This window comes from Shimazuella sp. NTD247 (genome assembly GCF_059510415.1).
Map to the genome: position 1 here is coordinate 1 of NZ_JCAJZU010000005.1, position 14,580 is coordinate 14,580.

The 14,580-nt window shown below is 38.4% G+C and carries 13 protein-coding genes and 1 pseudogene; 5 read left to right on the top strand and 9 right to left on the bottom strand.

The features are described from left to right. Window positions 1-181 precede the first annotated feature (181 nt). Complete coding sequence (locus tag AC5WOC_RS13055) at window positions 182-1,045, top strand: SMP-30/gluconolactonase/LRE family protein (protein WP_496055849.1); 864 nt, start codon at window positions 182-184, stop codon at window positions 1,043-1,045. A 96-nt stretch (window positions 1,046-1,141) separates the two neighbouring features. Then, the gene (locus AC5WOC_RS13060) at window positions 1,142-1,864 is read left to right on the top strand and encodes an SDR family NAD(P)-dependent oxidoreductase (protein WP_496055850.1); all 723 of its coding nucleotides are present in this window, start codon (window positions 1,142-1,144) and stop codon (window positions 1,862-1,864) included. 375 nt (window positions 1,865-2,239) lie between these two features. Here AC5WOC_RS13060 and AC5WOC_RS13065 read toward each other — a convergent pair whose 3' ends face one another. Both AC5WOC_RS13065 and AC5WOC_RS13070 read right to left on the bottom strand, forming a co-directional pair. Then, window positions 2,240-2,674, bottom strand: coding sequence for an SgcJ/EcaC family oxidoreductase (locus tag AC5WOC_RS13065; RefSeq protein WP_496055851.1), 435 nt, complete (start codon window positions 2,672-2,674; stop codon window positions 2,240-2,242). Between the two features lie 91 nt (window positions 2,675-2,765). Continuing rightward, a pseudogene (locus tag AC5WOC_RS13070) lies at window positions 2,766-3,515 on the bottom strand (SDR family NAD(P)-dependent oxidoreductase). A gap of 216 nt (window positions 3,516-3,731) precedes the next feature. On the opposite strand from AC5WOC_RS13070, the gene AC5WOC_RS13075 reads away from it, so the two are divergent. From AC5WOC_RS13075 to AC5WOC_RS13085, 3 genes are all read left to right on the top strand, one after another. After that, complete coding sequence (locus AC5WOC_RS13075; RefSeq protein ID WP_496055852.1) at window positions 3,732-4,310, top strand: TetR/AcrR family transcriptional regulator; 579 nt, start codon at window positions 3,732-3,734, stop codon at window positions 4,308-4,310. A gap of 193 nt (window positions 4,311-4,503) precedes the next feature. Beyond that, window positions 4,504-4,836 (top strand): winged helix-turn-helix transcriptional regulator, encoded by a 333-nt coding sequence (locus tag AC5WOC_RS13080; RefSeq protein ID WP_496056225.1) that lies wholly within the window; start codon window positions 4,504-4,506, stop codon window positions 4,834-4,836. A gap of 106 nt (window positions 4,837-4,942) precedes the next feature. Next, window positions 4,943-6,370 (top strand): RtcB family protein, encoded by a 1,428-nt coding sequence (locus AC5WOC_RS13085; RefSeq protein WP_496055853.1) that lies wholly within the window; start codon window positions 4,943-4,945, stop codon window positions 6,368-6,370. 49 nt (window positions 6,371-6,419) lie between these two features. Here AC5WOC_RS13085 and AC5WOC_RS13090 read toward each other — a convergent pair whose 3' ends face one another. The 7 genes from AC5WOC_RS13090 to AC5WOC_RS13120 form a co-directional block, all read right to left on the bottom strand. Then, window positions 6,420-6,701 carry a hypothetical protein gene (locus AC5WOC_RS13090; RefSeq protein ID WP_496055854.1) on the bottom strand — a complete coding sequence of 94 codons (282 nt, stop codon included), beginning with the start codon at window positions 6,699-6,701 and terminating at the stop codon, window positions 6,420-6,422. Window positions 6,702-6,891: 190 nt separating this feature from the next. Next, window positions 6,892-7,212 (bottom strand): hypothetical protein, encoded by a 321-nt coding sequence (locus AC5WOC_RS13095; RefSeq protein WP_496055855.1) that lies wholly within the window; start codon window positions 7,210-7,212, stop codon window positions 6,892-6,894. Window positions 7,213-7,451: 239 nt separating this feature from the next. Beyond that, the gene (locus tag AC5WOC_RS13100) at window positions 7,452-7,892 is read right to left on the bottom strand and encodes a zinc-binding dehydrogenase (protein ID WP_496055856.1); all 441 of its coding nucleotides are present in this window, start codon (window positions 7,890-7,892) and stop codon (window positions 7,452-7,454) included. A 115-nt stretch (window positions 7,893-8,007) separates the two neighbouring features. Beyond that, on the bottom strand, window positions 8,008-8,328 hold the full coding sequence (locus AC5WOC_RS13105) for a hypothetical protein (protein WP_496055857.1): 321 nt from the start codon (window positions 8,326-8,328) through the stop codon (window positions 8,008-8,010). 117 nt (window positions 8,329-8,445) lie between these two features. Next, a complete protein-coding gene (locus AC5WOC_RS13110) occupies window positions 8,446-9,888 on the bottom strand; it encodes a reverse transcriptase domain-containing protein (RefSeq protein WP_496055858.1) in 1,443 nt (480 codons plus the stop codon). A 22-nt stretch (window positions 9,889-9,910) separates the two neighbouring features. Then, complete coding sequence (locus tag AC5WOC_RS13115) at window positions 9,911-11,536, bottom strand: SWIM zinc finger family protein (protein WP_496055859.1); 1,626 nt, start codon at window positions 11,534-11,536, stop codon at window positions 9,911-9,913. A 12-nt stretch (window positions 11,537-11,548) separates the two neighbouring features. Further along, window positions 11,549-14,080, bottom strand: coding sequence for a hypothetical protein (locus AC5WOC_RS13120; protein WP_496055860.1), 2,532 nt, complete (start codon window positions 14,078-14,080; stop codon window positions 11,549-11,551). Window positions 14,081-14,580: the final 500 nt, after the last annotated feature.

A 14,580-nucleotide genomic window follows, 5' to 3' on the forward strand; every position in this document is an offset into this window, starting at 1 on the left:
GGCTCCTTGTAAAGGAGTCTTTTATTTATTGTAGGAGTTTCATATTGGAAGCGAAAAAAATTTTAATAAATAGATGAAGACCTTTAGCTTCTTGGTATATATTTATTGTTTTTCGTCTGATTATCGTTGTACAATACTATTAATATTTATAAAAATAAAATTTCAGGGAGACTATATATTAATGGAAAAAAAAGCGGATATTGTTCGTGAAGGATTCGGGTACTTGGAAGGATTACGCTGGCATAACAATGAAATCTGGTTTTCTGATTTTGCGGCTAAAAAAGTTTATCGTATGAGTTCTGATGGCCATGCATTGCAAATATCTGCATCATTAGACGTGAAACCATCTGGACTAGGATTCCCTCTTAACAGTGATCCGTTAGTAGTAGGAATGGACGATAGTTCATTACGTCGTATAAAAGCAGATGGTACTACCGAGATTGTAGCTAGTTTTCTAGATAAAGCTTATGAAGCAAATGATATGTGGGTAAATCCGGAAGGAAGGGCATACATAACTCAGTTTGGATACGACCTATTTGCAGGTGGTCCTCCCGTTGCTTCTCATTTGATAATTGTACATCCAGATGGAACCGTAGAAGCAGATAAAGAAGATTTAATCTTTCCAAATGGTGTCCAACTCACAGCAGATGGAAAGACATTGATCGTGTCTGAGCTGTTTGGATTTCGAATAAATGCTTTTGATGTCGATGGAGATGGAAGATTATCGAATCGTAGAACCATTGTACAATTTGAAGATGAATTGGATGTATTAGATGGTCTTGTTTTAGATGCAGAGGGTGCTATATGGGTTACTATGCCTTACCGCAGTGAAGTTCGTCGGATTACGCTGGATGGAAATACAACTGATATTGTAAAGACTGCAACGGATGGGCATATAGTTGTTTCTTGTACACTAGGAGGAGAGGATGGCCGCAATTTATACATCGCTACTGCGGATGCTACTATAGAAAATTTGTATGGTGGAACTGCACGTATAGAAATGGCAAGAGTGTCTGTCCCTGGTTTGATAAATAATAATGAGTAGTATTTTTGCCCGCAGCCTGAAATACTGCATTAATCCCACGAATACAAGCAAGAAAAACAGCCACAATCATTTCATGGAGAGAAAGGAGCATTTATTATGGAAATTCACGACAAGGTCGTTCTTATTACTGGATCATCCGCTGGTATCGGACTAGCCACAGCACGCCGCTTTGCTGTAGCTGGTGCCAAATTAGCATTGGTAGCTCGATCTGCGGATGTACTCCATCATCTCGCTGAGGAATTGAAAAGTCAGGGCAGTGACGCTGTAGCTCTGCCTGCTGACTTGAGCGATTCGAAGCAAGTTCGACAGGTAATTGAGGAGACAGAACGTCACTTTGGTCGTCTGGATGTGGTTATCAATAATGTAGGACAATCTGCATTTGGCAGAATCGCCGACCTTAATCTTGATGACTTCCATAAGATCTTTAATCTCAATGTGATTGGTCCATTAACAGCCATGCAAGCTGTGATTCCTATCATGCGGAAGCAAGGAGGTGGCTTGATCATCAATGTAAGTTCGGTGGTCACCAAGATGAATATTCCTGGAATCGGAGCCTATGCGGCTACTAAATCCGCTTTGAACATGCTTTCCGATACAGCACGAAGCGAATTGGCCTCAGAGAAAATCCGGGTGATTTCGGTCTATCCACGTGTAACCGCAACAGGTTTTGGCAAGAATGCTCTAGGTGTCCGTCCTGTCCGCTCTGTTCGCCCGCAGCGGCCACAGAGCTCTTCCAATCCGCCTGATACTCCTGAATTTGTTGCAGAGAGAATCTTGGCGGCAGCTATAAATGAACCAGAAGAACAATATATGGAATAAATGATCAATGATCTTCGACCAATGGATTTGGTTTTTTGTTTTAGCATAATTTGGTGTATAAGGTTTAATGCAGTTTATACTTTGTGGGCAGCCTCTGTCTTTACAGATCCTAATGGAAGTTAGGGAATAGGTCTATTGCTTGAGGTTTTGATAATTTTCTTCAAACCAACCAAAATTACTGCATAGAATCTCATAAGTAGTCAAAACGATGATTCCGAGGTTTGTTATAGATTCAGACTGTAGAGTTTAATTCGTAAATCAAAAAAGAAACTACTGAGTTTAGGTGGTTTCTTTTTTTGTTGTACTGTTTATACCCAAATTGAATGTATTAAGAAGGAGCTTAGTATCCGTGTTCCCTACAAATACTTGGTCAATCTAACTAAATTTCATAAAAATTTTCTGCATTAGACCAGGTTTGGTGATTCTGCTGTTTTGAAAAGCGGCTATTTTCCATTCACTGTTTTCTTTTACCACTACATTGGTATTGATTGAATCACGTTTAGAAGGAGCTTTTTTTTGAAATCTTAGTTTCACTACCCCAAGTCCATGGAAAACTGCTACATCCGGTGTTAAAAATCGAAATTGTTTTATTTCTCCCAGTAAAATAGAGTCTCTCAATACACCATTCCACAGTTCTTGATGAACATCTGTGATTGCCTTACGCCCTCTTAGATGTTCTCCTTGGAAAGTTACATAGTCAGCATCTTCCGTAAAACAAGCACCATATGCTTCTCCATCTGCCGTATCCCAAGCAGTTGTTAATTTGTTAAATAAATTTCTGATTGCCTCTTGTTCTTTTTTTAATTCCACGTGAATCGCTCTCCCTTTTCTATTTTTTTATGTTTCTACGAGTGAATATAAGTTATTAAATGTCTCTCAAATGATGAACATACTTCTCTAACTATTTGCCTCCCGATACGCGTATCTCTTCTCCATTTACAAATCGATTTTCCTCTGATCCTAAATAAGCTATTAAACTAGCAACATCTTCTGGAGCACCAAGTCTTTTTGTTGGGAAGGATTATGCATAGGTTTGGATGATTTCTTTTGGAAATGCTTGGTCAACCCATTCCGTCTGCGTGAGTTCAGGCATTACAATATTGGAATAGATTCCGAATTCCGCTAATTCCATCGCTAATGATTTACTAAAACCATGAAGAGCAGATTTGCTCGCTATATTTGCTGTATTAAAAGCTTTGCCATCTTGAACTAGGCTAGATGATACATGTACTAAACGACCCCAATTGTTTTTTTCATTAACGGAACCACTGCTTTAGTAAGTAGATACGTTCCTTTGATGGTTTGATCGATAACAGAATACCATTTATCTTCTTTGGAGTTTTCGATAGCTGATTCCTCCCCCCCAAAAAACGGCATTATTGACAAGTACATCGATTTTATTTGTTTGCTTTTTTATATGTTCAACAGCTTGAGAGATACTAGTTGGATCTTTCAGATGAAGGTAAAGAGTTTTGCAAGAACCTCCATTGTTTGTGATTTCCTTTGCTGTTTCTTTTGCTAAAGAGGAGTTATGAGCATAAGTGATAAATACATTTGCACCTTCTGCTGCAAAAATTTTAGCTGTTGCTTTTCCAATTCCTCTTGAACCGCCTGTTACCAACACTGATTTATTTTTTAAACCATAATCCATGATGTTCTATCCTCTTTTTTATAATTAGACCGGTCTATATAATTAATGTAAAATGGAAACCAATTTATAACGATTGGTCTATATAAAAGATAAATCATTAAATATCATTTGTCAATACATTCAGGAAGTTGGGGGGATTTATTTGAGAAGATTGACAATAACTGTATAAGACGAATAAAATATATAGACCGATCATTATAAAAGGAGGTGTATGCAGTGAAAAATAAGTCTGACTCACCACGAATTCGACTAATGGAAGCTACTTTCCATTTGATTGAGCAGCAAGGTTATCATGGGACAGGACTAAATCAAATTGTAAAAGAAAGTGGTGCTCCAAAAGGTTCTTTGTATTACTACTTTCCAGGAGGAAAAGAAGAATTAGTAGCAGAGGCAGTGAAGGCATATGGTGATTCCCTAGTAAAACGTATCCGGGGCGTGTTAGCAGATGCAACAGATCCGGCTGAAATTGTTTATACGATATTTGCTAACTTTGCAAAAAAATTAGATGAAATGGGATGTACGAGATCAGGTTCGTTTGCTGCTATTGTGTTGGAAACGGCAAATAATAGTGAAAAACTTCGCAATGCTTGTGACCAATTATATGAATCTTGCAGGAATGCTTACCAAGGCATGCTGCTTTCCAATCATTTTTCGGAAGAGCAAGCAAGCCGCATTGCTACATTGATCACTAGTTCAATGGAGGGAGCAATTGTTTTGTGCCGTGCAAAGCAAAGCTCACAGCCTTTAATGGAGATTGCTGAGGAGTTAAAATTGTATTTAAAAGCTGTTCAGTGAATAAAAAGGGTACCTTTCTGGACAGCCTTTATCTCTTTTTTTAACGATGAACGTCCTCTGGTAACTTTCATTAAACTAATTCCAATATTGTTGCTTTTATTGTAAATTACATATAATATTCTGTTAAGAACGCACTTTTTAGTTAGTTACAGACTTAAAAGTAAGGTTTTATAGGGGAGTGCGATTACAGTTGATGATTCATCAAAATGAATGTCCGATTGAGGCAGTAATCCATGTATTAGGTGGTAAATGGAAGCCTCTTATTTTATGGAATTTGCTGGATTCTCCCAAGCGATTTAACGATCTAGAGAAACAGATACCAAATGTTTCACAAAAAATGCTCATCCAACATCTGCGTCATTTAGAGAATGAAGGGATCGTGGAGAGAAAAGTTTTTCCTACTGTTCCTCCAAAAGTGGAATATTCGCTGAGTGAATATGGAAAAACAATGCTGCCAATGATTGAAATGATGTGTGATTGGGGAAATAAACATAACGAGAGAAAACAAGAAGAACCAGCTTCCTAATAAGTTGGTTCTTTTTTATTAAAAATATTAGAAATAATGGTTTGATTGTATGGATAGTAGTAAAATATGAAATGTTAGTTCTTTTCCTAAAAAGGAGTTATACAATATGTTAAAAAATCATGGCAAAAATCACAGAGAAGTAGATTTGACACATGGAAAACTTCATGTATTTGCCAATGATGAAGTTTTCGCATCGTTAGAAGATAAGGTGTATCATATGGCGGATAATAATTTACAAATCCCGCGAAATGTTCATATGAGTTACACGCCGGATGCCCACGTGGGAATCGGGACATGTATCGGAACAACAGCTGTGTGGAATATGCGAGATGGATTTGTTTCTCCATCCATCGTGGGCTCGGATATCGGCTGTGGAATGCGTGTTCATTTGACCCCTTTGAAAAAAGAAGATATTCAAGATAAAAAACTACGAAGAGAGTTAATAAAATCAATAGAAAAGTTTGTACCAGCAAATGAACGTGCAGCTTCACACTATAAAAATATTCGGGTAGAGAAGATTGTCTCTGAAGGTTTACATGGTTTACCGCCAGAGTATATCCCAGATCGTTATACCCCTAAGCAACGCAAGTCGTTGACCCATGTAGAACATGCGAAATTTGAGTTTAATACCGATTTTTTAGATTATATTCCTGATAAAATGTGGAGTCGTGCTTGGCAGCAAGTGGGAACACTCGGAGGCGGAAATCACTTTATCGAAATTCAAGCGATCAGCATTCGGGAAGAAAATCGGGAAATTGCAGAAAAATGGGGACTGCAAGATGGACAAGTAGTCATCATGATCCACTCCGGTTCACGTGCTTGGGGCGGAATGATGGGGCCTAAATATAGCAAAGATTTTAAAGAAGCGATGAGCAAATGGGGTGTTGGAACACCAGATCCGAATCTTGTCTTTGCTCCGATTGATTCCGATCAAGGGCAGCAATATATTAACTTGATGCAGTCTGCTCTTAATTTTGCTGTTGTAAATCGTCATATGTTAGCATATGGTGTGCGTGAAGGGTTCAAAGAAGTTTTTGGAGCTGATATTGAAGCGCCAGTACTTTATGATTTAATGCACAATTATGCATTAAAAGAATTCCATCGCAATCAACCGATGTTGGTACACCGCAAAGGAACGACAAGAGCACTCCCAGCAGGTCACTTTTTAAATGCAGAAGCCTATAAAGAAACGGGTCATCCTGCATTAATACCAGGATCGATGGGGACTTCTTCCTATATTATGGTAGGTTCTGCTGGCGGAGAGAAAAACTTTTACTCGATCTGTCATGGTGCAGGACGTGTTCGTTCACGCCGTGCTACCAAAGAGTTAATTACCATTGATGAATTTGCTGAATCAATGAAAGTGGGCACAGATGAAGAAGTTTTGGTCAATCAACGTACTTTGCAAAGCATACTAGATGAATGCCCTCAGGCATACAAAGATGTGGATCAAATTATCGATTCGATCGAAGGGGCTGGACTCGCATCTGTAGTAGCAGAATGCAAACCGTTGGCAGTAATAAAAGGAGTGTGATTTGGGTGATCTGCGTGAGATAGTATTATATTCACGCAGATCATTTTATTTACTTCTTCTTCGTGATGATTGTTACACCGCCAACTACTTCACTACTTCCTAGTGGTACAAAAACATCTTCAAAGATTCCATCAGTAGAGTGGATTAGAATGCCATTTACATATTTGCCGGGATTTGTTTCTCTTGCAATCAAACGAATGGAAATTTTTCCGTTGACTAGTGTGTCGAACAAATGTCTCTTATCCAATTCTTCGTAAATTTCTTTCAATGTGCCATCAAAAGTGATGGTCATAGTTTGTTTATCTACGACAATTACTTTAGATTTAGTCATGGGAATCCTTTCTCTTTATAACTAGTTTCCCAAAATAAGTATAACTGAAATTGATCGAAAGATCTAAATTTAAATAGCCCTAAATAGTTGTGGACTATCGAGGGCTTATATGGAAAAATATTTTCATATGTGTGTGTTGTGCTGCACAGAGACAAATCGTCTCTGTGCAGATTTTTTTAATAAAGATCAACTAGCGTTTCATATCTACAGGTCGAACACGATCAGGAAAAATCTGATGAACAATCGTCACACCGAACTTTGTGATTCGTTTCTCGGACGGTATTCGATCATTAGGGGCAAATGGAATCGTATCGATAAGATTAGAAAGCGTATTCTCGAAAACATTGATGCCGTTACCATCCAGTGTCAAAATGAGATGGGGGCACCCAGGTGTTTTGATCGCGTAGCCGTCATAGGAAAAGATGCTTTGTATCTCTGTTCTTCCCCCTATGAAAGTTATCTTTTCGATCTCACCCTTTTTGTTCTTAATCTCGATTACTTTATCAGCCACGGGAACTCCTTTTTATTGACGTCTCCCAAAAATATTATAACTTAAAAAATAAGAAATAGTACTTAAAAAGTAAAATAATATTTTTATGAGAAATCAGTCTATTGTAATCGCTTTAACTCTCTGAAACGGCAAAGTAGTAGCTGTTTTCAAAAAAGCTAGTTATACAATTAAATTTCAATGGAAAATTTACAATGAATTTAACAATGTGAGTTTAATTATTTAAATAGCATTCTTATATTTTATGAGGTGATTTGCAAAGCTATTTTACCGTGAACATGCTTTGTTTCGCTGTGTTCATGTGCTTTGGCAACATCAGACAATGAAAAAATGTGTTCAATATGAACTTTTATGCGATTTTCATCCAGTAAAGAAGCTAATCTTTTCAGTATAGTAGGGTCAGAATCTATCATGTTCAAATTTTTTACAGTGAGATCTCTGCTTTGAATGAGAGGGGAATCATATTTTCCCCAAGTAGTAGGGGCCAAAGTACCGTTTGTTTTTAGAACAGATAAGCAACGCCAGCCTTCTTTTCCACCAACTGTGTCAATAACTAGATCTACTAAGGAGCACATAGGAAAAGAGGTAAGTACGATACCAATGAAAACATCAGCAAGAATGATGAGCTGGTTGATTTTTGGAACATCTTCCGATTGGAGTAAGGGAAGAGAATCATACAACATGGAAGAGATGACTTCCTATGTTGTAAGGATGGTAATGGGCGGAATGAGGTAGACAGGGGCCCGCAGTGAACAGCCTGTTTCCAAATGTTCACTGCGGGAAGATGAACCTATTCGATCACTTTACATTCTTCAGTGCATTACGCATCCACAGAAACTCAGGAGTATTAGCCTTCTTGATCATTTCCTCAATGATATCAGACAGCGTATTGCTCCTATTTGCCCAACGTGCTGCTAGAGGAACCGCAAATCCAAAGCCTTCGGGCAGATCTGGATCCCTTTCTGCCTCAATCTTCGATGCCTTCTCTCGAATCGAATGAAGAGCATCCTTCTTTTTCTTGGCAGAGAGCTCGTTGATAAGATCTGGATTGTTTACAAAATATGTGATGCGCTCACTAATAGCATCGATGGCACGAAGAGTTTCCAGGTGACTAGACATGAATCCTCCAAAAGTGGGAAATGGCTCTGTCTTAGTATTGTCCAAAAGAGACGATGAATCTATAAATGAGTAAAGCGGCCGAAGGGATGTAAAAAAGAAAAACTAGGATAAATTACCCTAGTTTGACACATTTACAAGTCTTGGTAAATCATATTTTTTAGCAATGCGTGATATTTGCTCCGCATATTTTTCCCCCATGTCAGGTCTGACCATTTGAATATAACTGACATAGCCGTTGATATATTCCCAAAAATGTGGGTGATTCTGTTTATTTTCTGTTTCTAATCCGTTTTTCTCTACATTGTGTAAGAGAGCCCGGAAACTTCGCATATCTTTTCGAGTGAGATTGACTTTTTCATTTACAACAATTCCAGTTACACGTTGGCGGCGGGAGGTGCGAAGTACACGCGTTTTTTCTTCGTTGATGGTAAAACCTTCGTATGCAACAACACTGCGCACATGATTCATGATGGAACCAATATATTTTTCTGTGTTTTTTCTTCCAGAGAATGTTAAGTCATCCGCATAGCGTGTGTACGTAAATCCTCTATCTAATGCTGTGTGAATTAATTTGTCGTCTAATCTTCTGCATAAAAGATTGGTAATGGCTGGGCTGGTACAGGCGCCTTGCGGTAATTGGCGTTCTTTCATCGCTATAAAATATATGTTATTGTCAAATCGTACTTCTTTACGCGGGGCTTCTGTACAGAGCAATGCAAACAAAGTACTGATGGCTTTGCTGTATCCAAATGATTCAAACAGTCCTCTTACCCGCACAAAAGAAATGGAAGGAAAGAAGTCCTTCAAATCAAATTTGATGACAACATCTTTTTGAACGTGCTGCTTGGCATTATCTACTGTACTCTTTCCGATCACAAAACCATGCGCTGCTTCGTGGATCGGGAGCAGATCGAGTATATGTTGTTTAATCCAAGATTGTGCTTTGCGCAATGTCGATTTCGGTGAAGAGATTTCTCGTTTTCCGCCGCTCTTTTTTGGTATCGTGAATCGGGAGTAATGATTAATGGTCGCTGTATTACGATGATAAGTTAACCATTTTAATTGTGAGAGGGTTATACCGATTTCTTCTGCTAGTTGCATTGCTGATCGAATCAGCGGTAAGCGAAAACCCATTAATTTTGCTTCATCTGTATCTGTAGAAACTAGTCCTGAAGATATCCCTTCTCCTGCATGAATAACATGCGATTCTTTGTGTTTCTCCCACTTCGCTTTTTTTGCTGCTTGTATTTTTTCTCGTTCTGCTTTCCGTTCAGCACGTCTTTGCTTGCTTTCTTCTATCCGTTTCTTTCTCGCTTCTTTTAGCAAAAAGTCGATATTTTTTAGTTCTTTGGAACGCTTTTGCAACTGTTGTAATTGTTTTTTTACTTCATGGTATTCATCATCTTCTTTTGCTTGCTGTTGTTTTTCCTCTTCACTTAGATTTGGGGCTTCCCAAAAGCCTAGTCGAATCATTTCGGCGCGAATGGTTTCTACTTTTCCTTCTGCTCGAATTTTACTAATCCATTCTTCCCGGGTTAACATTTTGTTTTCTTCTTCCATAATAAGGGTATGTCCTCCTTTCCTATGATTTTTGATGGGCGTGCAGTAGAGCTAGCATGTGTTCACATGGACCTTGCATCAAACGATTTTGTTTATAAAAATAGCAGGAGCATTGCCCAGAAGTGATACGGCCGTCTGCATCTAGCGAAAGACTTGTCTTTTGCTTTTCCGTTGTTCCTTCTAGATTCCAGCCGTTCGAAACTGCTTGCCGTTTGGTAAGTTTGATTTTGTTATCTGTTACTAACCGCTGTGCTAGTTCTTCTCTTGGATTAGTGTATTTTAATTGATCCATTGGAAGTGGATCACGAGTTAGTTCACGTAAGCGATATTTTCCGATTTCTAAGTCAAACATCACTCTTCCTGCACTGCATAGCTGGCGAAGAGCAGCTTGTACCGTGTTTGTAGACAAGTGAGTCCAACTTGCTAATTCCGAATCTGTCGCAGTTTTCCTCCCTTTCAACTGGGCAAAAACAAGTGCTGATTGATTGGGAGTCGCTTTTGTTCCCGTTCCGACCATTAGATCAAAATTTCCCGCACTTGCCCAGTCATTGCGAGTCCAACCAGACAGCCCAAGTGTAAAACTGAGTTTTCCCATATCAACAACATAAAAACTCGGCATTCCTGTTCCCAGCAAGTGTACTGTTATTCGATCTGCAAGTGGCAGCAGTCTTTCTAATAAAAATAGGCGCCTGCGTCCCCATGTACGTATCTCTTGGGCACTGTCGCCTAGATAGATAGATCCTGGAAAAGTTATTGTTTCGTTCCAAGGTTCTATTACCAACTCGACAGGTTCTCCTGGTTTTAGCTTGTATTTTAAAGAACGAGGACTATTTTTCTCCTTGTGTTTACGTAAAAAATTACAGATGTTATAAAGATCTATTGGTTTTAATTCAAAAGAAGAAGTAGGCATGCTCATGGCAGATTGTACTTGTAAAAATCCGCGAATCCAGCTGGTGGGTACGTCAATTTTTTTCTCTTTGTATACTTCTCTTCCTTGTGTGGCTACTTCAAAACCAGTGGGATCTACTTGAAATTCTGTTGGTCGATAAGTGCGAATACGTTTTAATTCTGCAAGTAAATTATCCGAAAAATCAATGTTGGTAGTGCCGTATTGAAAATCTTTTATGTCAGCAAAGAGTGCTTCATGCACCGCTAACCTTCCGTAGGAAGATTCATCAAGAGAAAATGCTTCAAAAAATACTTGGTCAGGCGCGACGGTGATTACAGGATCTAAAACAAACCAAGCATCTTTATCGTTTTTGTATAACCAATCAAAGTATTTTCGTTGGGATTTATAGTAATCGCCCATCCGCTCGCTTCGAAGCTTATTTAGTTCTTTTAACCGGCTTTGTAATTGGTAAATTTGAATAGATAGATCTTCTTTTTCTCCTAAAATATTAGCGATATCTAATAAATATTGCTGTTTCACCCATTCCTGGTAAGCAGAGTTATCTTTTGATTTATAGTTTAAATCAGAGACAACTACATCTCGTAAAGCGATCATTGCATCACGGTAACGGATTGGATCAGCAATTTTTCCCCGAAAAAAGGTCGGCTCTCTTCCTAAATCAGGAGCGAAGTTGACCAGAGTGTTACCCCCTGTATGGCTGACTCCGCTCGAAGAAGCATAAGTTTGTTGAAATAGCACCAAAAGACCTCCTTATTGAATCGTGATAGGTGTTTCTAAATTCGGATAGCGTGTTTGTATGTCTGTTAAAATCGACAAAATACGTTCGAAATCATGTTTTCCGCCCGTATGAGCGATATCTTGAAATACAGGTATAATCACTTCTGCTATTTGTTGGTCTTGTTTTGCTAAACGATGCAATAACTGAAATGTCATTTGTTTTGCTTTTCTTGCTTGATGCACTTTAAACAGGATCGTTCGGAAAAATAGTTCTAAAGTTTGAACCTTTGCAACATTCCATGTGATTTTTTCTGCCAGCGAAAGCGCATATTCTTGGACGAATATGTCTGTGCTCTCACTTGCGCGTAACAGCAATGTGCTAATATCGATGTCTTCAAAATGAATGTCTACCAGTTCCATGCCAAATGCTTGTACATCTTGGCGGGCACTATCAATAAGTCCATAAATAAGGGTAGGTGTGAATTGATCAGCTGATAAGCTTCTCATATAACTAAAAGCCCAGCTTCTTGTGTCATCCCATTCTGTCTCCACCAGTTGTACTAATTGCTCATCTGAGAGATCGTATATTCTTTGGATTAATAAATTTCTAGCTTCTAAGCGGCATAGTGCTATTTGGTTGTGAGACAATTGCACCAATTGCTCAAGGGTAAATTGTTCTGCTGTTGGTTTTTTCGCAGCGAAAATCCTTGCCCCTAATGTTTGGAAATTTGTATCATGATGCTCCAGTAATCCTAAAATTTGATCTAATGATGTGTCTGCTAATGCAGACAAAAACATTGTCCCGAGCAAATCATTTTGAATGTAGTTACGGCTTTGTTCGGCAATAGCGGGCAACATCATCTGTGCCCATAGTTCGTCCAAAAACTTCGGTAAAATCGGTATAAGCCAATGCATACGATCTGCAAAAAATGGTGTAAGGAAAACTTGGTTATCTTCATAAGGTATTGCACACCATTTTGCTAAGAACTCCGGTGTACAAGCGAGTGACATATAGTCTTTATGGAAAACATTACGAGCAGATTCACGTATTGTTTCTGCTTCATGCTCTAAAAAGACTAATAAATCGTCTGCACAAAATGGATGAAGCGGCAACTGTACAATAGAAATAAGCAAAGCAATAAAACGATGGACAGTTGTATTCGTCTGTGCTAAAAGAGGGGTTAACATTGGTATAGTGATGATCTCTGCAAGCACTGGCTTAAGTTCTTTTTCAAATAATAAATACCATTCTTCTAAAAACACAGATGTTTGGGATTTGCCTATTTTATGAAAACATTGTTTGATCAGTTTTTGCTGAGTTTCTTTGGACCAATATGTAAAATTATCTCGCAAGAAATCATTTGCTAATTGACGGATACGAGGGTTTGTATGTGTAGAAAGCATAATCCAGCGATTTATATCCGGATTCGATTTATCCAAACGATTTAAAAGTTCTCGTACTGCAAAGTCTTGTCGATATGGTTCAGTCGATTGCAGTAGTTCATGAATGATTTCGTCAGACAGATTGGAGACAAAATCTTTATTGCCAAGACGCAAAGCTCGTCCTGCAAAGTGCACGACAGGTGATGCTTCTGCCTTTAATAGCAATTGCAGTAGTTTATCTGGATGCTGATCCCATAGATGTGGAAAGGCTTCTTCTCTGTCGTTTGGGCAATCATTGGAGTAAGCATCGGTTTTTTCTTGCCATGTTGAGCTTCCATATGTAAACCGCTGACTATGATGATAAAGAATATGATTGAAAACCCAGAACTCCTTGAAAGATCGAACAGATTTTTTTTGGTTGTTTGCAGTGGTTATCATAGTAGGTTTTGCATCGATGTTTTTAAATTGAAAAAGAAAATCATACGCCATATTGATATATTCTTGTGATCTCTTTTTACCTAATTTCCGCAAGGTACGCCAGCTTCGTTTGGTCAGATATCTCCTAGTACCTGGGGTAGACCCCGTTTTTCGGTCGGAACGGTTATCCGGATTTTGAACGTAAGTGTAATAATTGCGATCCACTTCAAAACGATATGTTAGCATGCTCCAGATCTCGACATCTTGCTTTTTTTCTGCAAGTTTATAGATTGCTTTTAAATACCGTGTATAAAGTTTATTGGTTAAATGATAAAAGTAATTTCTGTTGCGATAGCTGTAAAAGTTGTAGTAGGTAGCGTATACACCTGCACTTGATGCCAGTTGGTTAAATTTTTGGGATGAGTGGAATGTAAGTAATTGTTTTAATCCTTCTTTGGCTAAAGGTTTGTCTTGTAAGTAAAGAGTCCAAATCCATGAGCGGTCTCGTGCAGCGAGTTTTTGTGGACTGGTATATGTATATCGATCTCTTTTGTCATTCCATACATAAGAACTCTCTAGTAACATGACAAATTGTAATAACTGTTCAACAAAAGCTGGATCATTTCGATCCAACAGTGCTTGTAATTCTTTTGGTAAAGGGCTTAACGGCTGTTTGGATTCCCACCAAGAAATATGGTTTTCTAATTCATGCCATTCTTGTTTTAACGTAAGGGCACTTTTTTCTTTTATCTCATCTTTTAGCACAAGTTGACTCCTCTCGTTCTTGCATCGTGTTTGTGAAAAATAAATGGGAGCATAGTTTGAATTCGCATTATGGTCCTTTAAAATACAAAGGACTTGTCTTTGAAGTGAATAGTACAATAATATTTATAAATATTGAGAAAAACGTAAGGTTTATAAATTTTTTAGACGTATTTTCAATAAATATATATGATTTAAGAGAATTGCGTCAAGAAAGAACCGAAAATATATTCGCAATTAAAAGATAAAAAAACCTAGTTACAAGTTTAGTAACTAGGTTTTTGCAAAAGTTATCTACGAAAACACTATGATCTGGTAACGCCACTGAGCTAGACCCCGTATAGGGGGGTCGATTGTGATCGCGGCTATGCCTACTTAGGCGGTTCACAATCACCCCCCTATACGGTAGGGCTAGTATAGTAACGCGGGGCCAGATGATGTATGAGAGTCTTGCGCGCTGATATGGCGTAACGCCATACACTAAGAAGCTAGATAACTTTAAA